The 22476-nt window shown below is 70.2% G+C and carries 26 protein-coding genes and 1 pseudogene; 14 read left to right on the top strand and 13 right to left on the bottom strand.

The window, feature by feature from the left end:
- Nucleotides 1-3: 3 nt before the first annotated feature.
- From OM076_RS34705 to OM076_RS34680, 6 genes are all read left to right on the top strand, one after another.
- Nucleotides 4-1173 (top strand): ROK family protein, encoded by a 1170-nt coding sequence (locus OM076_RS34705; protein ID WP_270044750.1) that lies wholly within the window; start codon nucleotides 4-6, stop codon nucleotides 1171-1173.
- 77 nt (nucleotides 1174-1250) lie between these two features.
- Nucleotides 1251-2387 (top strand): sugar ABC transporter substrate-binding protein, encoded by a 1137-nt coding sequence (locus tag OM076_RS34700; RefSeq protein ID WP_270044749.1) that lies wholly within the window; start codon nucleotides 1251-1253, stop codon nucleotides 2385-2387.
- Nucleotides 2384-3187, top strand: coding sequence for an ATP-binding cassette domain-containing protein (locus tag OM076_RS34695; RefSeq protein ID WP_270044748.1), 804 nt, complete (start codon nucleotides 2384-2386; stop codon nucleotides 3185-3187). The genes OM076_RS34700 and OM076_RS34695 overlap by 4 nt, the downstream gene beginning before the upstream one ends.
- Nucleotides 3184-4458, top strand: a complete 1275-nt coding sequence (locus OM076_RS34690) for a sugar ABC transporter permease (protein ID WP_270044747.1) — start codon at nucleotides 3184-3186, stop codon at nucleotides 4456-4458. The genes OM076_RS34695 and OM076_RS34690 overlap by 4 nt, the downstream gene beginning before the upstream one ends.
- Nucleotides 4455-5420 (top strand): Gfo/Idh/MocA family protein, encoded by a 966-nt coding sequence (locus tag OM076_RS34685; protein ID WP_270044746.1) that lies wholly within the window; start codon nucleotides 4455-4457, stop codon nucleotides 5418-5420. Before OM076_RS34690 ends, OM076_RS34685 begins: the two co-directional genes overlap by 4 nt.
- 53 nt (nucleotides 5421-5473) lie before the next feature.
- Nucleotides 5474-5620, top strand: a complete 147-nt coding sequence (locus OM076_RS34680; RefSeq protein ID WP_270044745.1) for a hypothetical protein — start codon at nucleotides 5474-5476, stop codon at nucleotides 5618-5620.
- 1 nt (nucleotide 5621) lies between these two features.
- Here OM076_RS34680 and OM076_RS34675 read toward each other — a convergent pair whose 3' ends face one another.
- The 5 genes and pseudogenes from OM076_RS34675 to OM076_RS47015 form a co-directional block, all read right to left on the bottom strand.
- Nucleotides 5622-5912 (bottom strand): hypothetical protein, encoded by a 291-nt coding sequence (locus tag OM076_RS34675; RefSeq protein ID WP_270044744.1) that lies wholly within the window; start codon nucleotides 5910-5912, stop codon nucleotides 5622-5624.
- A gap of 13 nt (nucleotides 5913-5925) precedes the next feature.
- Nucleotides 5926-6831 carry a hypothetical protein gene (locus OM076_RS34670; protein ID WP_270044743.1) on the bottom strand — a complete coding sequence of 302 codons (906 nt, stop codon included), beginning with the start codon at nucleotides 6829-6831 and terminating at the stop codon, nucleotides 5926-5928.
- Nucleotides 6832-6985: 154 nt separating this feature from the next.
- Nucleotides 6986-7672 carry a sugar phosphate isomerase/epimerase family protein gene (locus OM076_RS34665; RefSeq protein ID WP_270044742.1) on the bottom strand — a complete coding sequence of 229 codons (687 nt, stop codon included), beginning with the start codon at nucleotides 7670-7672 and terminating at the stop codon, nucleotides 6986-6988.
- Between the two features lie 227 nt (nucleotides 7673-7899).
- Nucleotides 7900-8475 carry a LysE family translocator gene (locus OM076_RS34660; RefSeq protein ID WP_270044761.1) on the bottom strand — a complete coding sequence of 192 codons (576 nt, stop codon included), beginning with the start codon at nucleotides 8473-8475 and terminating at the stop codon, nucleotides 7900-7902.
- Nucleotides 8476-8896: 421 nt separating this feature from the next.
- Nucleotides 8897-9106, bottom strand: a pseudogene (locus tag OM076_RS47015) (NAD(P)-binding protein); the annotation flags it as partial.
- 46 nt (nucleotides 9107-9152) lie between these two features.
- Between OM076_RS47015 and OM076_RS34655 the strand changes: the two are divergent.
- Both OM076_RS34655 and OM076_RS34650 read left to right on the top strand, forming a co-directional pair.
- Nucleotides 9153-9689, top strand: coding sequence for a TetR/AcrR family transcriptional regulator (locus OM076_RS34655; RefSeq protein WP_270044741.1), 537 nt, complete (start codon nucleotides 9153-9155; stop codon nucleotides 9687-9689).
- Nucleotides 9686-10909: an MFS transporter gene (locus OM076_RS34650; RefSeq protein ID WP_270044740.1), complete on the top strand. Its 1224-nt coding sequence runs from the start codon at nucleotides 9686-9688 to the stop codon at nucleotides 10907-10909. Before OM076_RS34655 ends, OM076_RS34650 begins: the two co-directional genes overlap by 4 nt.
- Here OM076_RS34650 and OM076_RS34645 read toward each other — a convergent pair.
- From OM076_RS34645 to OM076_RS34635, 3 genes are all read right to left on the bottom strand, one after another.
- A complete protein-coding gene (locus OM076_RS34645; RefSeq protein WP_372518116.1) occupies nucleotides 10879-12012 on the bottom strand; it encodes an aminotransferase class I/II-fold pyridoxal phosphate-dependent enzyme in 1134 nt (377 codons plus the stop codon). The genes OM076_RS34650 and OM076_RS34645 overlap by 31 nt on opposite strands.
- A gap of 13 nt (nucleotides 12013-12025) precedes the next feature.
- On the bottom strand, nucleotides 12026-12559 hold the full coding sequence (locus OM076_RS34640) for a zinc metalloprotease (protein WP_270044738.1): 534 nt from the start codon (nucleotides 12557-12559) through the stop codon (nucleotides 12026-12028).
- Nucleotides 12560-12779: 220 nt separating this feature from the next.
- Nucleotides 12780-13472: a class I SAM-dependent methyltransferase gene (locus tag OM076_RS34635; RefSeq protein WP_270044737.1), complete on the bottom strand. Its 693-nt coding sequence runs from the start codon at nucleotides 13470-13472 to the stop codon at nucleotides 12780-12782.
- A gap of 28 nt (nucleotides 13473-13500) precedes the next feature.
- Here OM076_RS34635 and OM076_RS34630 point away from each other — a divergent pair, with 28 nt between their 5' ends.
- Genes OM076_RS34630 through OM076_RS34605 form a run of 6 tightly spaced genes read left to right on the top strand, consistent with a single transcriptional unit; the run spans nucleotide 13501 to nucleotide 16542 of the window.
- Nucleotides 13501-14472, top strand: coding sequence for a PLP-dependent cysteine synthase family protein (locus tag OM076_RS34630; protein ID WP_270044736.1), 972 nt, complete (start codon nucleotides 13501-13503; stop codon nucleotides 14470-14472).
- Nucleotides 14466-14909, top strand: coding sequence for a hypothetical protein (locus OM076_RS34625; RefSeq protein ID WP_270044735.1), 444 nt, complete (start codon nucleotides 14466-14468; stop codon nucleotides 14907-14909). Before OM076_RS34630 ends, OM076_RS34625 begins: the two co-directional genes overlap by 7 nt.
- Nucleotides 14909-15394 carry a ferritin-like domain-containing protein gene (locus tag OM076_RS34620; protein WP_270044734.1) on the top strand — a complete coding sequence of 162 codons (486 nt, stop codon included), beginning with the start codon at nucleotides 14909-14911 and terminating at the stop codon, nucleotides 15392-15394. Before OM076_RS34625 ends, OM076_RS34620 begins: the two co-directional genes overlap by 1 nt.
- A 33-nt stretch (nucleotides 15395-15427) precedes the next feature.
- Nucleotides 15428-15634 carry a Sec-independent protein translocase subunit TatA/TatB gene (locus OM076_RS34615; RefSeq protein ID WP_270044733.1) on the top strand — a complete coding sequence of 69 codons (207 nt, stop codon included), beginning with the start codon at nucleotides 15428-15430 and terminating at the stop codon, nucleotides 15632-15634.
- A gap of 3 nt (nucleotides 15635-15637) precedes the next feature.
- Nucleotides 15638-16057, top strand: coding sequence for a M67 family metallopeptidase (locus tag OM076_RS34610; protein ID WP_272598779.1), 420 nt, complete (start codon nucleotides 15638-15640; stop codon nucleotides 16055-16057).
- A complete protein-coding gene (locus OM076_RS34605; protein WP_270044732.1) occupies nucleotides 16054-16542 on the top strand; it encodes a putative signal transducing protein in 489 nt (162 codons plus the stop codon). Before OM076_RS34610 ends, OM076_RS34605 begins: the two co-directional genes overlap by 4 nt.
- Here OM076_RS34605 and OM076_RS34600 read toward each other — a convergent pair.
- The 5 genes from OM076_RS34600 to OM076_RS34580 all read right to left on the bottom strand — a co-directional run bounded on the left by OM076_RS34600 (nucleotide 16539) and on the right by OM076_RS34580 (nucleotide 22389).
- Nucleotides 16539-17291: a hypothetical protein gene (locus tag OM076_RS34600; protein ID WP_270044731.1), complete on the bottom strand. Its 753-nt coding sequence runs from the start codon at nucleotides 17289-17291 to the stop codon at nucleotides 16539-16541. The two genes, OM076_RS34605 and OM076_RS34600, sit on opposite strands and share 4 nt — an antisense overlap.
- 21 nt (nucleotides 17292-17312) lie before the next feature.
- Nucleotides 17313-20000 (bottom strand): penicillin acylase family protein, encoded by a 2688-nt coding sequence (locus OM076_RS34595; protein ID WP_270044730.1) that lies wholly within the window; start codon nucleotides 19998-20000, stop codon nucleotides 17313-17315.
- A 185-nt stretch (nucleotides 20001-20185) separates the two neighbouring features.
- Complete coding sequence (locus tag OM076_RS34590) at nucleotides 20186-20818, bottom strand: DUF1802 family protein (RefSeq protein ID WP_270044729.1); 633 nt, start codon at nucleotides 20816-20818, stop codon at nucleotides 20186-20188.
- Between the two features lie 213 nt (nucleotides 20819-21031).
- Nucleotides 21032-21910 carry an NAD(P)-dependent oxidoreductase gene (locus tag OM076_RS34585; RefSeq protein WP_270044728.1) on the bottom strand — a complete coding sequence of 293 codons (879 nt, stop codon included), beginning with the start codon at nucleotides 21908-21910 and terminating at the stop codon, nucleotides 21032-21034.
- A gap of 74 nt (nucleotides 21911-21984) precedes the next feature.
- The gene (locus OM076_RS34580; protein WP_270044727.1) at nucleotides 21985-22389 is read right to left on the bottom strand and encodes a hypothetical protein; all 405 of its coding nucleotides are present in this window, start codon (nucleotides 22387-22389) and stop codon (nucleotides 21985-21987) included.
- Nucleotides 22390-22476: the final 87 nt, after the last annotated feature.

Below are 22476 nucleotides of genomic sequence, written 5' to 3'. Positions count from 1 at the left end.
CCGATGGAAAGGACGTCCCGTCGCGACGCTCGGGCGCGCGTCGTAGGAGTGCTCGCCGAGTCCGGCGCCGTGTCGCGCGCGGACCTCGCACGCCGCGCAGCACTTGCTCCGTCGACCGTGTCCGCGGTGGTCAGCGAATTGCATGCGGCCGGGCTCGTGGTCGAGCCGGCCGAGCCCGTGCACCCCTCCGAGCGCGGCACCGTCGGCCGCCCGCCGGTGCTGATCGCCCTGCATCGCCGCGCCGGCGTGGTCGCGGGGATCGACTTCGGCAAGCGCCATCTGCGGCTGGCGATCTCCGATCTCTCGCACGCGCTGCTGGCCGAGCGCCACCGGACGCTCGACGCCGATCTCCCTGCAAAGGAAGCGATCGCGCTCGCCAAAGAGGTCTTCGCCGACGCGCTCGAAGAGGCCGAGGTCGCGCGCGACGAGGTGGTCGGCATCGGACTCGGCCTGCCGGGGCCGGTGCATCGTCCTTCCGGCGAGCTCGGCAACTCCACGATCCTGCCGGGCTGGGCGGGAACGCGCGCCGCGGAGGCGGTGGCCGAGGCGCTCGAGCTGCCCGTCGAGGTCGAGAACGACGCGAACCTGGGCGCGCTCGGCGAGTGGATGTGGGGCGCGGGACGCGGCGCGGCGCACATGGCCTACGTCAAGGCCGCGACCGGGATCGGCGCGGGGTTCATCGTCGCCAACGCGCCCTACGTCGGCGCGGGCGGCACCGCGGGCGAGCTCGGCCACACCGTCGTCGATCCCGGCGGCCCGATCTGCCGCTGCGGCAACCGCGGGTGCCTGGAGACCTTCGCCGGCGCGCCGGCGATCCTCAGCTCGCTGCGCGACGTCCACGGTGACGGGCTCACCCTGCAGGACGCCGTCGCGCTCGCCATCCGCGGCGATGCGGGCTGCCAGCGCGCGATCGCCGACGCCGGCACGGCCATCGGCACCGCGGTGGCGACGCTCTGCAACCTCTTCAACCCGCACCGGGTCGTCGTCGGCGGAGACCTCGGGGCCGCCGGCGAGTTCCTGCTCGCCCCGCTGCGCGAATCGCTGCTGCGCGGCGCGATCCGCTCGGCGGCGGAGGACGTCACCGTCGTTCAGGGTGAACTCGGCGATCGTGCCGAGGTGTTGGGGGCTGTTGCGCTTGTGTTAGGGAGAGGCGCAGAAGCAACTACAGCTTGACTTTCCGGCATTCGGCTATGAATACTTCGAATTCGCAGATAGTCGCCATTCTGCGGTAACCGGAGGAAGGGGAGTACATGAAGCACAAGCTGTCCACGCGGGTCGCCGCCGCTGTCATCACGGGTGCGCTCGCATTCACCGTCGCGGCCTGCGGGAGCGACGACGATTCGGGCTCGAGTGGCAGTGGAGGCGGGAAGGCCACGGCTACGGCGGCCGCGAAGGCCAAGGTGGGCGTGATCCTGCCGGATACGGCTTCTTCGGCGCGCTGGGAGAACGCTGACCGCCCGCTCTTGGGCGAGGCGTTCAAGGCGGCCGGCGTCGAATCGGACATCCAGAACGCGAACGGCGACAAGGCCAAGTTCGCAACGATCGCCGATCAGATGCTCAACGAGGGCGCCAACGTGCTCTTGATCGTCAATCTTGATTCGCCGAGCGCGGCGGCGGTGATCGCGAAGGCCAAGCAGCAGGGCGTTCCGGTCATCGACTATGACCGCCTGACCTTGGGCGGCGGGGCGTCGTATTACGTGTCCTTCGACAACGTGGCCGTCGGCACCGCGCAGGGCGAGGGCCTCGTGAAGTGCATGAAGGCCAACGGCAACGACAGCGGTCCGGTCGCGCTCCTGAATGGTTCGCCGACCGATAACAACGCGACGTTGTTCAAGCAGGGCTACGAGAAGGCGATCAAGGACGCGGGCTACACGATCGCGGCCGATCAGAGCGTTCCGGATTGGGACAACACCAAGGCCGGCACGATCTTCGAGCAGATGTACACCAAGGCCAACGGCAAGTTCGTCGGCGTCGACAGCGCCAACGACGGTCTCGGCGGCGCGGTGGCATCGGTGCTCAAGCGCAATGGCCAGACCAAGGACATCCCGACCACGGGTCAGGACGCCACGGACGAGGGTCTGCAGCGCGTGCTGCTCGGCTCGCAGTGCATGACCGTCTACAAGGCGATCAAGAAGGAGGCCGACGCGGCTTCCCAGCTCGCGATCGCGCTGGCCAAGGGCGATACCGCCGCGGCCGACGCGCTGGCCACCGGCCAGGTCGAGGACACCGAGACCAAGCAGCAGGTCAAGTCGGTGCTGCTCACGCCGCAGGCGATCTTCCCGGAGAACGTGAAGGACGTCGTCGCGGACGGGTTCACCACCGCGGACAAGATCTGCACCAGCGAGGCCTTGAAGAAAGCGTGCGAAGAGCAAGGCGTTAGCGGATGAGCAAGGCTTCCGAGGGACAGCAGCAACCGCTGCTGTCCCTTCGGGGGATCAATAAGAGTTTCGGTGCCGTCCACGTCCTGCGCGACGTGGATTTTGACGTTCGTCCGGGGGAAGTCACGGCCCTCGTGGGGGACAACGGCGCCGGAAAGAGCACGCTCATCAAGTGCGTCGCAGGGATCCACCCGTTCGACTCCGGCGAGATGGTGTTCGAGGGCTCGCCGATCACGATCCACGGTCCGAAGGACGCGAATGCGCTCGGGATCGAGATCGTCTATCAGGACCTTGCACTGTGCGACAACCTCGACGTCGTGCACAACCTCTTCCTCGGGCGTGAGATCCGCTCCGGGATCACGCTCAACGAGACCGAGATGGAGAAGCGTGCCGGTGAGACGCTGAAATCGCTCAGCGTGCGCACGCTGCGCTCGTTGCGCCAGCACGTCTCAAGCCTCTCGGGCGGCCAGCGTCAGACGGTGGCGATCGCCCGTGCGGTGCTCTGGAACTCCAAGCTCGTCATCCTCGACGAGCCGACCGCCGCGCTCGGTGTCGCGCAGACCGAGCAGGTCCTCAAGCTGGTCCGCCGGCTCGCGGAGCAGGGGCTCGGCGTCGTGCTGATCACGCATAACATGAATGACGTGTTCCAGGTGGCCGACAGCATCGCGTGCCTGTTCCTGGGCCAGATGGCGGCGCAGGTGCGGACCAAGGACGTCAACAACACCCAGGTGATCGAGCTGATCACGGCTGGGCGCTCCGGTGACATCGGGCTGCGTCCGGCCGAGGCCGCGGCGGTGGGGACGGTATGAGCACTTCCACAGAGCCGTCGCACGAGGTCTCGCAGTTCGACCTCGAGACGATGCCGGGCCAGGCGGGCATCGGCGATGCCACGCGAGCGTACTTCGACAAGATCAGGGGCGGCGATCTCGGCGCCCTGCCGGCGGTGCTCGGTGCCGTCGCGCTGGTGATCGTGTTCGGGATCCTGCAGCCCGACTCGTTCCTGACCAACACCAACTTCGCCAACCTGATCAACCAGGGCGCGGCGATCACGGTCCTCGCCATGGGCGTGGTCTTCGTGCTCCTGTTGGGCGAGATCGACCTGTCGGCCGGCTTCACCGCCGGCACCGGCGCCGCCATCCTCGGCGTCACGCTGACCGAGCACAACTGGCCGTGGCCGCTGTCCGTCCTCGCCGTCCTCGCCACCGGCGTGGCGATCGGCTTCACGATCGCGCTGCTGGTCGCGCGGCTCGGGATTCCGAGCTTCGTGGTCTCGCTGGCCTTCTTCCTCGGCCTGCAGGGCGCGATGCTGTTGATCATCGGCGAGGGTGGGACGATCCCGATCCGCAACGAGGCGATCCTGGCGGTGATGAACAAGAACATGCCGGTCGGTCTCGGCTGGCTGTTCGCGATCGTCGTCGTCGGCGGCTTCGCGGGCGCGACGTACTGGGCGATCATGACCCGCAAGCGGGCCGGGCTGCCGACGATGGCGCTGTCCGTCTGGTTGCTGAAGGTCGTCGCGCTCGCCGTGATCGTGATCGTCGCCGTGTACCTGCTCAACCAGGAGCGCCAGCGGCCGAACGCCCCGATCGTCATTCAGGGTGTGCCCTGGGTGGTGCCGCTCGTCACGGTGTTCTTCGTCGCTCTGACGTTCCTGCTCATGCGCACCGGCTTCGGCCGGCATGTCTACGCCGTCGGTGGCAACGCCGAGGCCGCGCGGCGCGCGGGCATCGGCGTCGCGAACATCAAGACGTACTGCTTCATCCTCGGATCGACGCTCGCGGTGATCGCCGGCATCCTGCTGGCTTCGCGCGATAACTCCGTCTCGCCCACCACCGGTGGTGCGCAGACGCTGCTGTACGCGGTGGGTGCGGCGGTGATCGGCGGAACGTCGCTGTTCGGCGGCCGCGGCCGGATCTCGGACGCGGTGACCGGCGGCCTGGTCGTGGCGATCATCGCCAACGGCCTGCCGCTCGTGACGGAGAAGTCCGGCGTGCAGTTCATCATCAATGGCCTCGTGCTCCTGCTCGCCGCCAGCGTCGACGCGATCTCCCGCAGAAGGGCGGCCGCAACCGGCAGATGATCCGCTGGGGCATCCTCTCAACCGCGCGCATCGCGCAGCGCATCGTCGAGGGCGCGCGGCTCTCGGAGAGTGCCAAGATCGTGGCTGTGGGCTCGCGTGATCTGACGCGAGCCCAGGCCTACGCGGACGAACACGGGATCGAGCGGGTCCACGGCTCCTACGAGGACCTGCTCGCCGATCCCGAGGTCGACGCGGTCTACATCCCGCTGCCCAACAGCATGCACGTGCCGTGGACGGTCACGGCGCTGGAAGCGGGCAAGCACGTGCTGTGCGAGAAGCCGCTGTCGCGTGATCCGGCGCAGGTCGAGCTCGCGTTCGACGCGGCCGAGCGGGCGGGGCGGGTGCTGATGGAGGCGTTCATGTGGCGCTTTCACCCGCAGACCGACGAGCTGGTGCGGCTCGTGCGCTCCGGCGCCGTCGGCGACGTGCGGCTGGTGCGCACGGCGTTCGGCTTCGGCGGCATCGATCCGGACAACGTCCGGCTGCAGTCGTCGCTGGAGGGCGGCGCGCTGATGGACGTCGGCTGCTACTGCGTCAGCGCGCTGCGGCTGCTGTGCGGCGAGCCCGAGCGGGTGAGCGGGGAGCAGGTGCTGGGTGGCGACGGCGTCGACATCCGCTTCGCCGGCACGCTGCGCTTTGCGGGCGACGTCGTGGCGACCTTCGACTGCGGCATGGACGTCCACCGCCGCCACTCGATCGAGGTCGTCGGGTCCGACGGAACGATCCTCGTGCCGTCTCCGTGGCAGACGCCGTCCGGCACCGAGATCCTCGTCACCCGCGAGGACACCGAGCGCATCGTCCCGGAGACCGTCGACCCGTACGCGCGCGAGCTCGACGAGGTCGCCGCCGCGATCGCCGAAGGGCGCTCAGCGCGGCTCGGTCGCGACGAGTCGCTCGGTCAGGCGCGCGTGATCGCCGCGCTCTATCGCTCCGCCGCCGATGGGGTCTCCGTTGTCCCCTAGTTGGGGGATCCTCCCCATTGCGCGGCGCCGGCTGACCATGGAGACTTCCCGCCATGCCTGCGATTGAGCCGTTCGCGCCGCGACGTCAGGATGAGCCTCCGCCCCGCGGGGTGCGCTGGCGTTTCGCCCTCGCCGCCGTGATCACCGTGATCCTCATGTTTGCGTCGATCGCGCTGCTGGCCTGGCTGCCGCTGTTCTGACCTAGGAATGGTGAGCGAGCGTCGACTTTCGTGAGCAGAGCGCGAGAAACTCGACGCTCGCGTCGCGGATCCCTGCACGGCGACCCGGGGCGACGGAGCCGAGCCGCGCAACGGACGGCGGCAGCCCGGCACGGGTGGCGCCGCCCCGCGACCACGAGTGCTCCTGCAGCGTCTCGGCGTAGATCTCCCGGTCGTCGACCCACGCGTTCGCCTCGAAGGTCCACCGCTCCGCGCCGGCGTCGACGAGCCGGATCCGCATCACCGCGTATTCCCACCACGTGCCCTTGGCCATGGCGCAGAGCAGATCAGAAGATCGCGTAGGTCCGCGTCAAGGGGCCGAGCCGGGAGGAGAACAACAGCGCGCCGAGGGCGTCTTCGAACGCGCGGCCGATGTCGCGGATCTCGGCGTACAGCGGGGACAGATCGCGCGCTTCGACCGTGAGTGCGTCCAGTTCGGCGCGGATGTCGGGCTGCGACATCAGCCCGATCCAGCGGTCGTAGGCGGCGAGCGCGCGGACGCCGGAGTCGGGCAGGCCGACGAACAGGAACGCGGTGGAGACGCGGTCCAGCGGCGACGCGTCGAACCAGCGGCTCAGGAAGGCCGCGGTGGCGGCCGGCTCGCACAGGTGACACAGCAGCACCGGGACGAGCCCGCCGGCGAACAGCAGCTTGCGCGACGTCCGCAGCTTGGCGTTGCGCGACGCCCACTTCGGGTCCCGGGCACCCGCGCTGCCGGCGGCCTTGCCCTCGAAGTCGACGCAGATCGTGCGCCAGTAGCGGACGACGTCGTTGAGCAGGAACCGCGGCGGCTGCCCGGCGGTGTGGGACTCATAGAGGTAGCGGCCGAGGATCTGCTCGACCGCGGAGCGGCGGACGTTTCCGTGCAGCTCGCGCGACTCGAGCAGCAGGAGCATCCGGCGCGTGAAGTTCGTGTTGGTGTCGGCGTCGAGACCGATGCGGGCGGCGAGGTCGGGGACGCAGATCGGCTCGCCGAAGACGCCCTGGGCGCCGGGACGGCGGTCCCCGGCGCCGAGCTGCGCCTGCGCGGCGACGATCTCGCTCAACACATCCGGGTCGTAGGCGGCGAACGGGCGGGCGACGAGCACGGCCCAGTCGTCGTCGCTTGCGGCCGTCAGCTCCTCACGCGCCCACGAGCCGAAGACGCACGTCGACAGCCCGTCGCTGGAACCCGCCACGGCCAGCGCGGCCATCGCCTCCGCCGTCCGCCGCGCGGTTCTTTCGCGTGCCGCCTGAAGATGCTCGAAGCTGACGCCGGCCGCCTCGGAGAGGCGCTGGACGCCTCCCGCGGGGTTGTCTATCGGAGTCTGTCGAGGAATGGTCGGTCCGGAATTCCTCGACCGGCTCCTACACCGGTGGGGCTTCCAGGATCCACGGCACGTCACTACAGCGCTTGAGCACCGTGGCGAACCGCTCCTGGTCGGAGTCGGTCAGCGGGACGTGGTGCTGCTCGGCGTCGAGCGAGCTGAGGTGCACGTGGCTCAGCCGGCTCGAGAACCGCGACAGCAGTTCGCGCGCGACGGTCAGCGACGGGTCCACGGCATGGGCGTGGGCGACGTCGAAGCACAGCCGCGCCTCGGGCAGCGCCTCGAAGTAGCGCTGCAGGTCCTCCGCCGTCTGGCCGAGGTGCTTGCGCGGGTCCATGTTCTCGACGCACAGTCGCCGGCCGAGGCGGCGGTACGGCGCCAGGTCGACCATCGCGTCGGGGTGCATCACGATCGCCGACACCCACGCGGGCAACTGCTCCAGCGCGCTTACGAGCTCGTCGTCGGACAGCCGCCGGTCCTTCGACGGGCCGTGCACGCTGACGAAGCGAAACGGCAGCGGGCGCACGTTGCGCAGGTACGCGATCAGCCCGTCGAGCTCGTCCTCGCACAGCGCCGAGAGCTCGATCGCGAACCCGGAGGTCTGCGCCGCGGCCGCGACCAGCGCGTCCCAGTCCTCGCGCAGGTCGTCCATGTATCCGGTCGAGCATCCAACGGTGCTGTGGGCGGAGAGCAAGGTCGAAGAGGAGGCGAGAAGGGCGGCGACCATCGGGACGCGGAACCCTATTCCGGCGCTCGGACGCGTTGACCGCCGAACCCGCATTTTCGTGGGTTTCGTGCCGGACGAACGTCAACTGCGGCGCCGCTCACCCCGCCCACGGCAAACGTGACATGGGATGGTGAGCGAGCGTCGACTTTCGTGAGCAGAGCGCGAGAAACTCGACGCTCGCGTCGCGAGCGCGAACCGGATCGAGCACACGTTCAGGACCACGCCCGTTAGGCGACAGCGATCATGCCGGCCAGCCCGAGCAGCGCGACGCCGGTGGTGAGGTCGACCCGCCGGCGCACGCGCGGACGCTGCAGGAGCGGAGAGAACCGGTCGGCGACATGGCTGACAAGGCCCCACCACGCCGCGCCCGCGGCCACCGTGACGGCCGACAGCAGCGCGACCTGCGGCAGCGTCGGGCGGTCCGGGTCGACGAACTGCGGCATCAGCGCCAGGAAGAACAGCAGCGACTTCGGGTTCAGGAGGTTGCCGAGCAGCCCGCGCCGCCACGCCGCGAGCCGCGTGGTCGCCGCGCCCGCGGGTACGTGCGCGCCGGCGCGGCCGCGCAGCGTCGCCACCACCGTCGACGCTCCCGCCCACAGCAGGAACCCGACGCCGAGGACGCGCAGCACGTCGAGCCCCCAGGACGTGGCGGCGAGCAGCGACGAGATCCCGGCCGCCGCGAGCGTGGCATGAACGCTCAGGCCGGTGACGACCCCGAACGCCGCCGCGCGGCCGAGGTGCTGTCCGCGGGCGGCTGAGCCGACGATGAAGGCGAAGTCCGGGCCCGGGACGACGAGGGCGATGGCCAGCAGGGCGATGAACGCAGGAAGATCGCAGGATGCGCTTGCAGCCGAGGGTGTAGCCGGGCGTCGTCGCCGCCAGCAGCTCGGGGTCCTTCAGCGCACGCGCCCGATGCCGGCGCGCGACCCGCTCGAGCAGCTTCATCCCCCGCGGCTGCTTGACGAAGCCGAGCACGAGCAGCTCGCGCGTGGCGTAGATCGTCCAGCGCACCAACCGCTGCAGAGCCGGGAAGCGCCGGTTGGCGGAGATCAGCAGTTTCGCGGTTACCGGTCCATTTGACGTATTCAGCCGCCAGCGTTTCGCCTCTTCCTCCCATGAGGCTCCGCGGACATCCGTGTTCAGCTGGATCTTGGGTCGCACTCCGAACTGCTCCACGACGCGCTCGAGGTACGAGCGGATCTCGGGCTGACGTGAGTAGGTCCGCGACCAATCCGGATTCGGCGCGAACGAGAACGAATACAGGTGCGACGGCACGTCACAGGCGCAACCCGGATAGGTGTTGTGGTGCCACGTCCCGCCGACGCCGTCAGCACGCTCGAATACGGCGAAGTCCTCGACGCCCGCCCTGTGCAGGCTGATCGCGAGCCCGATACCGGAGAAGCCGCTCCCGACGATCGCGACAGAGAGGTCCATGCGATGTTACACTTCCGTAAGCTACGGTCCTGTAACATCAATTTCCATGGCGCGCATGAGTGGGTCCGAGCGCCGGGAGCAGCTGCTGGACGCGACCAAGGCGATCGTCGTCGCCGACGGCTTCCACGCGGTCTCGATCGAGGCCGTGGCGCGCGCGGCGGGCATCACGCGGCCGATCGTCTACGGCCACTTCGCCGACCTCGGCGGCCTGCTGGAAGCGCTGGTGGAGCGTGAGTCGCGGCGTGCTCTGAGTCAGCTCCCGGAGACCTATGACGACCTCCTGGCGGCGCTGACCGCCTACCTGGAGGCGGTGCGCGCGGACCCCGACACGTGGCGGCTCGTCCTGATGCCGCAGGAGGGCGCGCCGCGGCTCTTGCACGAGCGGATCGCGGCCGGCCGCGCGGCCGTGATCGCGCGCCTCGCGCAGACCCCGCGGCCGGACTCGAACCTGCCCGATCCCGAGCTCTGCGCCCACATGCTGTCGGCCTACGCGGATGAAGCCGCGCGCCTGGTGCTCCAGGATTACGACGTGGCCCGGATCCTCGAGCTCACCCGCTGGGCACTCGCACGGCTCGGCGCGTGATCCTCGCCGACTTCTCGCTGTTGCGCCGCCGGCGGGACCTGCGGCTGCTCGTCTTCGGGTACACGGTCTCGCTGTTCGGGACGATGTTCACGCAGGTCGCGCTCGCCGTCCAGGTCTACGACCTCACCGGGTCGACCGTGGCGGTCGGCCTCCTGGGCGCCGCCGAGTTCGTGCCGATCGTGCTCCTGGCGCTGGTCGGCGGGGCGCTGGCGGACGCCTTCGATCGCCGCAAGCTCATCTGGGGCGCGGAGCTGACCGCGTCGATCGTCTCCGGCGCGCTGCTGTTCAACGCGCTGCTGCCCAACCCGCACGTCTGGGTCCTGTTCGTGGCGGCGATGCTCTTCGCCGGCGCCTCCGCGGTGCTGCGCCCGCCGCTGGATGCGCTGATGCCGCGGCTGGTCGAGCGCGACGAGCTCAAGGCGGCGAGCGCCATCTACGGCTCGCTGGCCAACCTCGCGACGATCGCCGGCCCGGCCCTGGCGGGCGTGCTGATCGCCGCCACCGACGTGAGCGTCGCCTACGGGCTGGATCTCGCGAGCTTCGTCGCGTCGCTGACCGCGTTCGCGCTCATGCGCACACCGCCGCCCCCGCCCGACGCCGAGCCGCCGTCGCTGCGCGCGATCCTGGCCGGGCTGCGGTACGCGGGCTCGCGCCAGGAGCTGCTCGGCTCCTACCTGATCGACATCAACGCGATGTTCTTCGGGATGCCGTTCGCGCTCTTCCCCGCGCTGGCGGATCGCTACGGCGGGACGCAGGTCGTGGGGCTGCTGTGGGCGGCGCCGGGCGTCGGCGCGCTGGTGTCGATGTCGACGAGCGGCTGGGCCACGCGCGTGCATCACAACGGTCGGGCGATCGTCTGGGCGGCCGCGGCGTGGGGTGTGGCGATCGCGCTGTTCGGGCTAACGGAGACGCTGTGGCTCGCGCTGCTGCTGCTCGCGCTCGCGGGCGCGGCCGACGGCGTGTCCGGGATCTTCCGCGGCGCGCTGTGGAACGAGACGATCCCGGACGAGATGCGCGGGCGCCTCGCGGGCGTGGAGATGATCTCGTGGTCGTCCGGCCCGCTGCTCGGCAACGCGCGCGCGGGCGTGAGCGCGTCACTGTTCGGGCTGCGCGCGTCCGTCTTCGGCGGCGGCGTGCTGGTCGTCGCCGGCTCCGTCGTGCTCGCGCTGGCGCTCCCGCGCTTCTGGAACTACGACTCGAGGTCTTCGGCGGCCAGCTGACGGGCCGCGCGGTCGATCACCGCGGGGCGCTTGCAGAAGGCGAAGCGCAGATACGGCGCCAGTTCCTGCGCGCGGGTGCTGAACACCGCCGTGGGGATCGCGACGACGCCCGCGCGGTGCGGAAGCTCGCGCGCGAAGGCGATCGCGTCGGTGCCGACGTCGGCGTTGACGAAGTAGGTGCCCTGGGGCTTGGAGACGGCCAGGCCGGCGGCGGTCAGCCCTGCGCTGAGCCGGTCGCGCTTGGCCTGCAGCTCGAGCGCGAACTCCGCGTACCAGGCGTCAGCCAGCCGCAGCGCGGCCGCGCCCGCGTGCTGGAACGGCGTGGCACCGGCGAAGGTCATGAACTGCTTGGCGGCGCGGACGCCCGCGACCAGCGCACCAGGCCCGGTCGCCCAGCCGACCTTCCAGCCGGTCACGCTGAAGGTCTTCCCGAGCGAGGAGATCGTCAGCGTGCGCTCGGCCATGCCGGGGAGCGTCGCGAGCGGGATGTGCTCGAGGCCGTCGAACACCAGGTGCTCGTAGACCTCGTCGGTGATCGCGATCAGGTCGTGCTCTTGCGTGACGTCGGCGATCGTCTGGAGCTCTTCGCGGGTGAGGACGCGGCCGGTGGGGTTGTGCGGCGAGTTGACGAGGATCGCGCGGGTCTTGGGGGTGATCGCGGCTCTGAGCTCGTCAGGGTCGAACGTCCACGCCGGCGGGTGCAGCGGGACCGGAACGAGCCGCGCGCCGGTCATCTTCGCCGCAGCGCCGTAGGAGTCGTACGTGGGATCGAAGGCGAGCACCTCGTCGTCGGGCTCGCACAGGCCGAGGATCGCGGCCGTGATCGCCTCGGTCGCGCCCATGGTCACCTGCACGTCCTCGGGCTCGAGGCCGTAGAAGCGCCGCTGGTGCTCGGAGATCGCTTCCCGCAGCGCGGGGACGCCCGGCAGCGGCGCGTACTGGTTGTGGCCGTTGCGGATGGCCGCCTGCGCGGCCTCGAGCACCGCCGCGGGTCCGTCCTCGTCCGGGAAGCCCTGGCCGAGGTTGATGGCGCCGGTCTGCACGGCCAGCGCCGACATCTCGGTGAAGATCGAAATTCCGAAGCCGCTGAGGCGCGAGGCGATCACCTCGCGAACGCTACTTACACCGCGGATCCCGTGTCACCGCCGCGCCGCCGTACAGGCCCGCGGCCACGTCGACGTCCGCCGGCGCGGGCACGCACGCCAGCTCGGCCGGCGTCGGCCGTGTCGCCGCCAGCGACGGCGCGCAGTTGGTGTCGAAGGCGCGCGGGGACATCACGGAGCAGTTGTGGCCGTTGCGGTGGTGCAGGCCGAGCACGTGGCCGAGCTCGTGCGCCGCGACCCAGACCGAGAGCGGGCGTGGGTCACCGCCCAGATTGGAGCGCAGCAGCACTTCGCTGTGACCGCTCTTCGGGTGGCCGATCGAGGTGCTGTAGCCGAGGCAGTCGCGCCCGCAGAGGGCGAGCAGCCGGCGATCGTCCTTGCGCACGATCACGTCGGCGTCGTGCTGGTCGCGCACGACCTCGATGTCGACCTTCGCGCCCGAGACGGTCCAGCGGTGGGCGGCGGTGACGATCGTGTCGGTCATGCCACTGTCGTCATAGACGTGGACGACGCCATCGTGCCATCGGGGGTCCGAGCTGCCTGCCATGGCAGGGATCAACCGCCCGGCGAGAAGTGTGATGAGGGCGGCTAGGCCGACGAGCACCGTGAGACGGTGCGCACGCCGGGGCCGCCCGAGCCTGTTAGACAAGGGATTCACGTATAGGGAGCGGCGGGCGGCCTTTCCGGGGAGTGTTCGACGGCCGGCACTTTCGGGCCGTCTGCGAGTGGCCCCCGCCACTCGTTTATATGCCCACCGAGGGGCGCGGCTAACCGTTTCGCGGCGTCAGTAAATGCAGCGTGACATCGGGCCCGCGATCGCTCACCAGTTCGAACTTTGCGCGCGCGGCGGCCAAAAAGCCCTGCGCTCCCTTGCGATTCGGATCGGCCAGGAGCAGGGTTCCGGTGGGGGCGACGAGGTGGGGGAAGAGCCGTAGTGCGGCCTCGACGTTCTGGCTCGTGTAGAGGACGTCGGCGGCGAGCACGAGGTCCCAGGGACCGCGATCGACCAGGTGACCCGCGTGGTCTGACCAGTCGACGAGGGCGACGTCGCCCTCGACCTCGTTGATGGACAGCACGTGGGCGGCGAAGGCGACGGCGTCGCTGTGGCCGTCGGTGGCGAGGACCTGCGCGCCGGCGCGGGCCGCGACGACGCTGGGGAGGGCGAGGCCGCAGCCCAGTTCGAGCACCTTGAGGTTCTCGGCGGGCGGGTGGTCCTTGAGGTGGCCGGCGAGCGCGACGCCGCTCGGCCAGGGCCGCGCCCAGTACGGGATCGGGCGCCCGGCGCCGCCCTCCTCATGTCGCAACTGCTCCCAATCGGCTGGGCAGACGTAGTAGGCGTCACCCACCCGGCGGACGCTGATGTCCAGCAGCGCGGGCGGCAGCTGGTCAGGTTGCACACCGCGCAGTTCGGCCAGCTGTTCGGCGAGCGATGTCCTCAGGGCGAGCAGAGAATCCGCCACGCGCGAGGACACTACACTTCCTGAAGCTATGGCCCAGGAACTCCTCCGCAACCGTCCATGCGGCGGCCGTTACGGCGACATCATCCAGGCGATCGGCAACACGCCGCTGGTCGAGCTCAAACGTCTCTCGCCGAAGCCCGGCGTGCGGATCTGGGCGAAGATGGAGTCGTTCAATCCCACCGGCTCCGTCAAGGACCGCGTGGCGCGCGCGCTGATCGAGGACGCCGAGGAGAAGGGCGCGATCCGCCCCGGCCAGACGATCCTCGAGCCGACCTCGGGCAACACCGGCATCTCGCTGGCGATGATCTGCTCGCGCAAGGGCTACAAGCTCAAGGTCGTCATGCCCGACAACGTCACGCCCGAGCGGACGCAGCTATTGAAGATGTACGGGGCGGAGATCGTGTACTCGCCGGGCGATCAGGGTTCGAACGGCGCCGTGGCGATGGCGCTGGAGATGGCCGCGGCCGACCCTTCGTACTACATGCCGTACCAGTACGGCAATCAGGCCAATCCGAACGCCCACTACAACGGCACGGCACCCGAGATCCTGGAAGAGCTCGACGAGATCAGCGCGTTCGTCGCCGGCCTGGGCACGGGCGGGACGCTGATGGGCGTCGGTCGCCGGCTGCGCGAGGAGCTGGGCGACGCGGTGAAGATCGTCGCCGCCGAGCCGATGCAGGGCGAGCCGGTCCAAGGCCTGCGGTCGCTGGACGACGGCTTCATCCCGCCGATCATCGACCTCTCGCTGCTGGACCGGAAGATCTTCGTCACCAACCACGACGCGATCGTGTGGACGAAGAAGCTGCTCGACGAGGAGGGCATCTTCGCGGGCGTCTCGACGGGCGCGATCGCCTCGATCGCGGTGCGCATCGCCGGGGAGCTCGACGAGGGCAACGTCGTCTTCATCGTTTGCGACGACGGCTGGAAGTACCTCTCCTCGGGGCTCTACACCACCCCGGTGGAAGAGCTCGAGAACCTGGACAGCACGGTCTGGTGGTAACCCGCCGCGCGCTTCTGGGCGCCGGCGCTCTCGCGTTGTTGGCCGGCTGCGGACCACCTGAAGAGGCGAAGGTCGATCCGGCTGCCGTGCTGGATGAACAGCTGCGGGTGACGCAGGCGGTCGCAAGTGCCTACGCGGGTGGGGCGGAGCGCCGCAACGCCGAAGCGCGGGTGAAGCTGGTCGAGGACGCGCTGCGTGACGCCGGCGGGACGCCGGGCGCGGCTCCCGCGGCGGGTGCGACGGGCGCGACCGCGGCGCTGGCCGCCGAGAGCGCCGCGCTGCGCGCACACGTCGCGGCGGTGGGCGAGCTGGGCGGCGACGATCACCGCGAGCTGCTCTCCGGCCTGATCGTCGAAGCCGCCGCCGCCGAATCGCGCCTGCTCGCCGAGCTCGGCCGCCCGCCGCTCCCGACCGCCTTCCCGGGCCAACCGGTCTGATGCTGCGACGACGAGACGTGCTCAAGGCCGGTGGCGTCGCGCTCGCCGGCGGCCTTCTCGCCCCCGCCGTGGCGGGCGCCGCGATCGACGAGGGCGGGCTGCTGCTCGGCCTCTGGCGGCGCGAGATGGGCGCCTCGCTCGCCTACGACCGCGTCGCGCACCTCGACCCGCTGTTCGTGACGCTGCGCGGCCACGAGGCCGATCACGCCGCCGCGATCGCGACCGAGCTCGCCGCCGTCGGGCTCGGGACGCCGCGCCCGCCGCAGTGGGCGAGCGACATCGACGCGACCGCCGAGCAGCTCGCGCGGGCGGACGCCAAGGGGGCGATCGCCGCCGCGGTGCTGCTCGAGGAGGATCTCGTCGCGCTCTACCGCAACGCTGTTCCCGCGCTGCCGGACGCCAAGATCGCCATGACCGCCGCGACCATCCTCGCCTCACATTCCCAGCACCTGCTCATCCTTCGCCGTGAGACTGACGGCGGGTAAGCTAGAGGACCTAACACTTCAAGGGGAACGATCATGCCGTTCGTCAGCAACATCGGGCCGATGGAGCTCTTCGTCGTCGCCATCATCGCGCTTCTCGTCGTCGGGCCGAAGCGCCTGCCGGAAGTCGGCCGATCACTCGGCAAGGGCATGCGCGAGTTCAAGGACTCGATCAGCGGCGCCGTCAAGCTCGACGATGACGACGAGTCGGACTCCCCCCCGCCCCTCCACCGCGCCAAGTAAGCCCTGCGAATCTCCAAAGCTCTCCTCGACGACGTCGTCGAGCACGCCTACGCCGACGCTCCGCTGGAGTGCTGCGGCCTGATCTCCTCCCGTGACGGCGACGCGGTGCAGGTGTACCGCACCGCCAACACGGCCAAGAGCAAGTTCAAGTACGTGATGGATCCGCGCGAGCAGCTGCGGATCACCGAGGAGATCGAGGACGCCGGCCTCGCTCTCGGGATGATCTACCACTCGCACACGCGCTCGGACCCCGTTCCCTCCGAGACCGACGTCAACCTCGCGAAGTTCGGCGACAGCGACGACCCCGCGTGGCCCGGCACGCTCTACCTGATCGTCGGGACCAAGAGCGCCGAGCCCGACCTCCGGCTGTGGTCGATCGTCGGCAACACCGTCGAGCAGGTCACGCTCGAGGTCACCGATTGAGCGACACGCTCGTGTGCCCCTCCTGCGCCGCGGCGCATGAGCCACACGAGCGCTTCTGCGAGGCGTGTGGACTGCCGCTGGTGCGCGAGGGCGCTACGGAGGAGCCGCCGCGCTCCGAGCTCGCCGAGCGGGCGCGCAAGGTGCATCCGACCTACGCCGAAGGTCCGCTGGTCCGCGCCGCGTGGGCGCGCAACCAGGCCGAGGCCGAGCTCATCCAGGGCCTGCTGCTCGAGGAGGGCATCCCGTCGCTCGCCCGCCGCTCGGGCGGGTTCGACGTCCCGGACTTCCTCGCCTCCGGCCCGCGCGACGTGATGGTCGCGGCCGGTGGGCTGGACGCCGCGCGCGAGCTCTTGGGCGACCCGAAGGCACCGCGGCGGCTCCCCGCCGAGCGGTACCCGATGTGGGTGCGGACGCTCGCCTTCACCCTCGCGCTGACCGCGATCATCGCCTTCGCGGCGACGGTCGCCGCGCCCTTCTTCGACTAACCCCCCTCGCCGAGCCGCGAGAGGTGGCTTCGCCACGCCTCCTCGGTGTGGCGGATCGAGCGCGGGAACGCGATCTCGAGCGCGCGGATCGGCCCGTCCGGGTGCGGCCCGCGGGCGAGCGTCACGCACGCGCGGTCGCCCTCCTCGCGCGCCAGCAGGTCGAACACCGACCCGCCCAGCAGCAGGGCGTCGACGCGTGAGGGCGGAAACGACGGCGCGGAGCCTTCCCGCAGGCGGCGGGCGACGGCGGGGCGAACGTGGCGGGTCTGGCCGGAGAGCCACTGCGCGGCACCTTCGACCAGCCACGCCCAGCGGCCCCAGCGCGCGATCCGCGGCGGGCTGACGGGCGGCGGGAGCTTCGGGTGATTGTCCGCCACATAGCGGCGGGCGAGCAGGGCGGACGGCGCGAGCATCAGCATCTCGAGCGAGCCCTCGACGTTGGAGGCGCGGTGGGCGAGCAGCCGCGGGGCGAGCACGTGCAGCTCCCGCTGGCCGGCGACCCCGACGACGTAGCGGCGGGCGGCGGGAGCGGTGAGACGGCGCGCGAGGGGGAGCCAGGGCTGGGCGGCGTCCAATTGCGCCACCGAGGAGTGCAGCACGACCGCGAGTTCCCCCGGCCGTGTCTCGAAGCGCTCCTCGAGGCGGGTGCGGGCGAACTCGAGCTGCGCCAGCACCCGCGCGGCATCATCCTCATCGCGCTCGTCGTGGCGCGCCACGAACGTCTCGGAGACCGTGTCCACCCAGGCCATGTGCGCCCTACGCTAGCCGCGTTAACGTGAGAGCCGGCGCGGGATCTCGACGGCCTGCTGGTAGGTCGGCCGGTTGATCCAGTGAATCAGCGGCTGGGAGGTGCCGCCGACGGGGCGCTGGCGGACGGCGTCGAAGCACCACTGCGCGTTGAGCTTGGGCTGCTTCTCGCACACCGCGTCGCCGGTATAGGGGTCGGGCGCCCGCAGCGCTTCGCGCAGCGATGCCCGCATTGCGGCGCGGCACCTGCGCAGCGTCCCGCAGTAGGCGCGCGAGTAGCGGCCCTTGACGGGGTCGCCGAGCGTCTGGCGGAGGTCCTTGCTCACGTAGCCGTACCAGGAGCCCTGGAACGCCGACCCGAGGTGGTCGCCGTGGTTGTTGGGCGGGTTGTCGATCGAGACGGTGTCGGTGAGGGTCTTGAACGCGGCCGCGCCGAGTGCGGGCTCGAACTGCGCCTTCACCCACAGGGGCCACCAGGCGTCCATGATCCGGATCGCGCCGGAGTGCTCGTAGACGCCGTCGTGGTCGGCGTCGCGGCGGAGGCCGCCGCCGGCGCGCCACGCCTGCAGCCCGTCGATTGCCTTCTTGAGCGCCGGGTCGCTCGGCTTGCCGATGACCCGCAGCGCGAGTGGCAGGTCCACGTGGGCGCGCAGGTCGCCGGAGCCGGCGAGCTCCATCGCGTCGATCAGCTTCGGCAGCGTCAGCTTCCTCGCACCCGCGATCCCTTGTTTGACGCGGTCCTCGAGCATGACCGAGCGGTAGGTCGACGAGTAGGCGTTGGCGTCCGCGGAGCGGTAGCCGTGCGCCTGCTTGTTGTTCCAGTTGACGAAGTAGGACTGGTCGACGGCCTGCGGGTGCTCGGCGGGCGGGGTGAACGCCGCCTGCCACGTGTCCGGGTTCCAGCCCTGCCACTCGAACTTCGCCGCGACCGGGAAGTCGTTGTCGACGCCCTTGGCCCGCACAGGGTTGGCGCCCGAGTTGAAGTAGGCGATGTGGTCGGCGTCCGTGTAGAACCAGTTGAACGTGTAGCCGACCTTCGCCGCCGCGCGCTGGAAGGACCCGGGGTCCGTGATCAGCTCGGGCGTGTTGAAGTCCATGAAGCCGGCGGCGCCGTCGACCTCGTGGAAGTAGGTCGAGCGCAGCTTGGTGAAGATCACCGGCTTGCCGTGGACTTTGCCGCGGCCCGCGACGAGGCCGAGCTTGGTCCGCTCGGCTCTGAGCGTCTGCGACCCGGCCTTGGTCTGGTCGGCGAGCGTCGGCACCCAGCGCTCGGTCTTCTGCAGCACCTCGATCGGCTCGCACCGACCGCGGAAGCGGTAGTGGGTGGCGTCGCAGAGGGGCACGGCGAAGGTGTCGATGATGTCCTGGCCGGCGGAGGTCGCGCTCCACGCGTAGTCGCGCCCGCGGCCGAGCTGGATGTAGAGGTTGATGCCGACGAACGCCGCGCCCTGCGCGTCGATCCCCGGCCCGTCCGGGCCCGCGGGCGAGTGGACGTCCTGCTCCATCAGGATCTGCGGGTTGAAGTAGCCGACCTGCGGCCCCGCGACCATCAGCGGGTGGCCGCTCTCGGACTCGCTCGCGGAGACGAGCAGCGCGTTGGACGTCCGCTCCGGGACGCCCGGGAAGAACGCTCCGCTGCGGCTCACGGGGCTGAGCTTCAGCGTGCCCTTGTCGGGGCGCGCGACGCTGCCCTTGGCGACCGTCTTCGGCGGCACCTGGTAGGGGAAGCGCCGCTTGAAGACCGTGACGGGAGCTTCCTTGTCCTCGGCCGCGCGGAAGTCCTGGAAGGCCTTGGCGCCTTTGGTCTGGCCGAAGCGCTGGTCGAGCGCGTCGGCCAGCTGCGAGAACTCGAGCTCCTTCCCGCCGCCCTTGCCGAAGATCCCGCCCACCATCGCGGCCGTGGCGATGATGTCGGCCGGCTTGAACAGGTCCGGGCCGAGCGGGCGGCCGATCGCCGCGTACTCGCCGGGCAGCTTCGTGGGGTCGAGCTTGGCCTCGAGGATGTACTCGTTGACCCCGGCGATGTAGTTGTTCGCGTCGGTGACGATCTGCGTGCCCTGGGCGCCGAGGTACTTCGGGAGGTCGTTGACCTGGCGTTCGAGGTCCTGCTCCGTGTAGGGCGCGACCGACCACTGCTCGGCGTCCTGCCCGGCGTTGGCGCCGCCGGCGAAGCTCGCCAGCTCCCCGCGCCCCGCGTGCCGGAGGACGTCCATGAAGAACAGCCGGTCCTCGGCGCCGACGTACCCGAGGCCGAACATGGCGCCTGCGCGTGTGGCGCCGTAGACGTGCGGCACGCCGAAGCCCTTGTCGCGCACGATCGTCACGTCCTCGCGGGGCGAGTAGGTCCGCTCGACGTTGTTGTCGGCGACCCCGAACGACCCGTCCTTGAAGTACTTGGGGATGTCCTCGGTCGTCAGGCCGGGTGTCGCGTAGACGAGGTTCTCGTACATCGGCAGCTGGTCGCAGCAATGCGGGACCGTCGCGCCGGCCGTCAGGTTCGCGGCGAGCTCGGGCAGGCTGTAGAGCCCGCGGGTGCCCGATGGGAGGATCGAGTGGAAGCCGGTCGCGTCGTTGGCCTGGTAGGCCTGCGGGGCCGGCGCGGTGGCGGGCGCCGGGATGATCGTCGGGATCGGCAGGCTCTGGGCGCTCGCCGGCGGCGCTGCGAGGAGCGTGGCGGCGACGGCGAAGCAGGCAGCGGCGCGGACGATCACCGCGCGGGATGGTCTTTGGGGAAGTAGCGCCAAGTCGTGCCCTCGAGCGGCACGATACGCCCGCCCGCGGTGGCAACTGCAAACCTGCGGCCATCCGGCAACGGTGGCATGTCGGGCGGATCGCTGCCGGTGAGTGACATCGACGCGGCCGCGCGCCTCAAGCGCGCGGCGACCACTTCAGCGCCCTACGCGTAGGCCGGGGCGCCGTTGTTGGCGGCGATGCTCGCGATCTCGGCCGAGACGCGCTCGAACTCCTCGTCCGACAGCACGGGCGTGCCCTCGAAGGGGAGGTCGCGGGTGATCTCCAGCCACGAGCGGCATCCGCCGTAGTCCTCGCGGACCCGCACCGTGACGGGGCGCGGGATCCGGTAGGTGCGAAGGAGCAGCACGTTGAGCGGGTGCCTGCGCTTCCAGGCCAGCCGCTTCTCGGCGTAGTCCGTCGTCCACACGTGGAATGGGCACAGGGCGTCGAGGGCGCGACGATCGGTGATCGTCCACGCTCCTGCCACCTCTGCCCAGGCACGGATGCGCACGCGGTCCGGCTGGGGGATCCCGCCGTCCATCGTCAGCGCGCGTGCCGGCGGCTCGCCCTCGGGCCACACGCCCTCCTCGAGGGCGCGGCGCAACTCCGGCTGGTGTGACTCGCGCACCAGGTCGTTGCGTTGATGGTCGAACGTGGGGTACAGGAAGAAGCGGTCGTGCTCGAGCGCAAAGTGCTTGCCCGGCTCCCGGATCCCGCCTTTGCGAAGCGTGAGCAGTTGCTCACCCTCGGCGAGGGCGCGCACGGTGACGGCCCATTCCTTGAAAGCGATCGGCATAAAGGTGGGTTAAAGAGAGAGTTGGAAAAGCCTGCTTAGCCCCATACAGAGGCTCTGCGCCACGACCCTGCCCGCGACTCCGACTGGGAAACCTCCGGTCGGTGCGTCACATACTATGCACAAGCTCGAGAAATCACAAAACATCCCTGCAAATCGGTAAGTTTTACGAACGACGCACAAAAATTCGAGCAGAGTGCAATCGCGCCACATTGCTCACAGGCGCGTGCCGGTGATCCCCTCGACCACCTCGAGCACCGCAGCGAAATCCTGGTCGCCGAGGCCCCGTCCCATGCCCGCACCGTAGAGCTCGGCCGCTAGACCGGCAAATGGAAAAGCGGAGCCGGCCGTGCGTGCCTCGGCGAGGCACAGTTGGACGTCCTTGAGCATGTGGGCCAGCTTGAACAGCGGCGTGAAGTCGTGCTCGAGCATCGGCTTGCCCTTCAGGGCGCGCATCGTCGAGTCCGACGAGCCGCCATCCATCGTCAGCAGCAACGCGTCGACGTCGACGCCGGTCTGGCGCGCCAGCACCAGGCCCTGCGCGAGCGTCGCGCAGTTGACCGCGGTGATCGCCTGTGAGATGACCTTGACCGCCTGGCCCTGTCCCGCCTCGCCACAGACCACGATCTTCTCGCCCATGATCTCGAACAGCGGTCGCGCCCGCTCGATGTCAGCAGAGGCGCCGCCACACATGATCGTCAGGGTGCCCGTGCGCGCCTTGGGCGAGGAGCCGGTGACGGGGGCGTCCACGAACGCATGGCCGGCCTCGCGCAACCGCTCGTCCAGCGCACGCGCCGTTCCGGGGGCGATCGTCGACATGTCCACGAAGAGCGTCCGGGGGCGGGCGCCCGGCAGCGCCTGCTCGATCATGTCCTCGACCTGGCCGCCGTCCACGACCATCGTGATCACGACGTCCGAGACCTCGGCGACCGCGCGCGGCGAGTCGGCGACCGTGCCGCCGTGCTCGGCCACCCACGCCTCCGCCTTCTCGCGGGTCCGGTTGAAGACCGTCAGCTCATAGCCCGCCTTGGCGAGGTTCATCGCCTGGAGCGAGCCCATGATCCCGAGCCCGATGAAGCCGACCTGTTCAGCCATACCGCCACCTTTCTCAACCTCAGCCTGAGGGTGAGGCGCGTCCACGCCCCGGTTGGAGGCGTGGACGCTAGCGCTCAGGCGGCGAGCTGCTGCACGTCCTCGGTCTCAGCGAGATGCTGGTGCGACGGGCAGTAGCCGTTGTGCGGCAACGGCGTGCGCTGGCATGGCGTTCCGCGGCGTGTCGTCGCGCGGCAATCGAGGCGTTCGGCCACGGGGTTGCTCGCGAAGTAGTCGCGCGCGAAGGTCATGTAGCGATCCACGGTCTTGTAGACCCGTAGCTGGGCTGACATCGGGAAGTAGATCCGGATGTCGTTGAACAGCGTCTTCGTCGGCCTGGCGAAGTAGTGCCAGTCCGTGGCGAGCCGCTCTACGCAGAGCTCGCAAGAGCGCAGCACGCGCTCGTGGTTCGCGGACCCGTCGTGCTCCTCGATGATGTCGGGAGCGAGTTCGCGATAGATGGAACGGCTGAAGTGGTACATCGATGTCTCCCCGGGACTGCCCTCTCCGGCGGCGGTCCCCTTCCGTGGCCCGGTGCGGGAGTGTTTGCCGCACACGTGGAAACTCGA

This window comes from Solirubrobacter ginsenosidimutans, from assembly GCF_027587205.1.
This window is presented reverse-complemented; position numbering and strand designations above follow the sequence as displayed.

Coding starts and splice junctions, on each gene's coding strand:
- OM076_RS34705 (WP_270044750.1), top strand. CDS start 4: ATGGAAAGGACGTCCCGTCGCGACGCTCGGGCGCGCGTCGTAGGAGTG.
- OM076_RS34700 (WP_270044749.1), top strand. CDS start 1,251: ATGAAGCACAAGCTGTCCACGCGGGTCGCCGCCGCTGTCATCACGGGT.
- OM076_RS34615 (WP_270044733.1), top strand. CDS start 15,428: ATGCCGTTCGTCAGCAACATCGGGCCGATGGAGCTCTTCGTCGTCGCC.
- OM076_RS34640 (WP_270044738.1), bottom strand. CDS start 12,559: ATGGCAGGCAGCTCGGACCCCCGATGGCACGATGGCGTCGTCCACGTC.
- OM076_RS34665 (WP_270044742.1), bottom strand. CDS start 7,672: ATGGTCGCCGCCCTTCTCGCCTCCTCTTCGACCTTGCTCTCCGCCCAC.
- OM076_RS34585 (WP_270044728.1), bottom strand. CDS start 21,910: ATGGCTGAACAGGTCGGCTTCATCGGGCTCGGGATCATGGGCTCGCTC.
- OM076_RS34670 (WP_270044743.1), bottom strand. CDS start 6,831: ATGGCCGCGCTGGCCGTGGCGGGTTCCAGCGACGGGCTGTCGACGTGC.
- OM076_RS34600 (WP_270044731.1), bottom strand. CDS start 17,291: ATGGCCTGGGTGGACACGGTCTCCGAGACGTTCGTGGCGCGCCACGAC.
- OM076_RS34695 (WP_270044748.1), top strand. CDS start 2,384: ATGAGCAAGGCTTCCGAGGGACAGCAGCAACCGCTGCTGTCCCTTCGG.
- OM076_RS34690 (WP_270044747.1), top strand. CDS start 3,184: ATGAGCACTTCCACAGAGCCGTCGCACGAGGTCTCGCAGTTCGACCTC.
- OM076_RS34630 (WP_270044736.1), top strand. CDS start 13,501: ATGGCCCAGGAACTCCTCCGCAACCGTCCATGCGGCGGCCGTTACGGC.
- OM076_RS34580 (WP_270044727.1), bottom strand. CDS start 22,389: ATGTACCACTTCAGCCGTTCCATCTATCGCGAACTCGCTCCCGACATC.
- OM076_RS34620 (WP_270044734.1), top strand. CDS start 14,909: ATGCTGCGACGACGAGACGTGCTCAAGGCCGGTGGCGTCGCGCTCGCC.
- OM076_RS34655 (WP_270044741.1), top strand. CDS start 9,153: ATGGCGCGCATGAGTGGGTCCGAGCGCCGGGAGCAGCTGCTGGACGCG.
- OM076_RS34680 (WP_270044745.1), top strand. CDS start 5,474: ATGCCTGCGATTGAGCCGTTCGCGCCGCGACGTCAGGATGAGCCTCCG.
- OM076_RS34675 (WP_270044744.1), bottom strand. CDS start 5,912: ATGGCCAAGGGCACGTGGTGGGAATACGCGGTGATGCGGATCCGGCTC.
- OM076_RS34590 (WP_270044729.1), bottom strand. CDS start 20,818: ATGCCGATCGCTTTCAAGGAATGGGCCGTCACCGTGCGCGCCCTCGCC.
- OM076_RS34685 (WP_270044746.1), top strand. CDS start 4,455: ATGATCCGCTGGGGCATCCTCTCAACCGCGCGCATCGCGCAGCGCATC.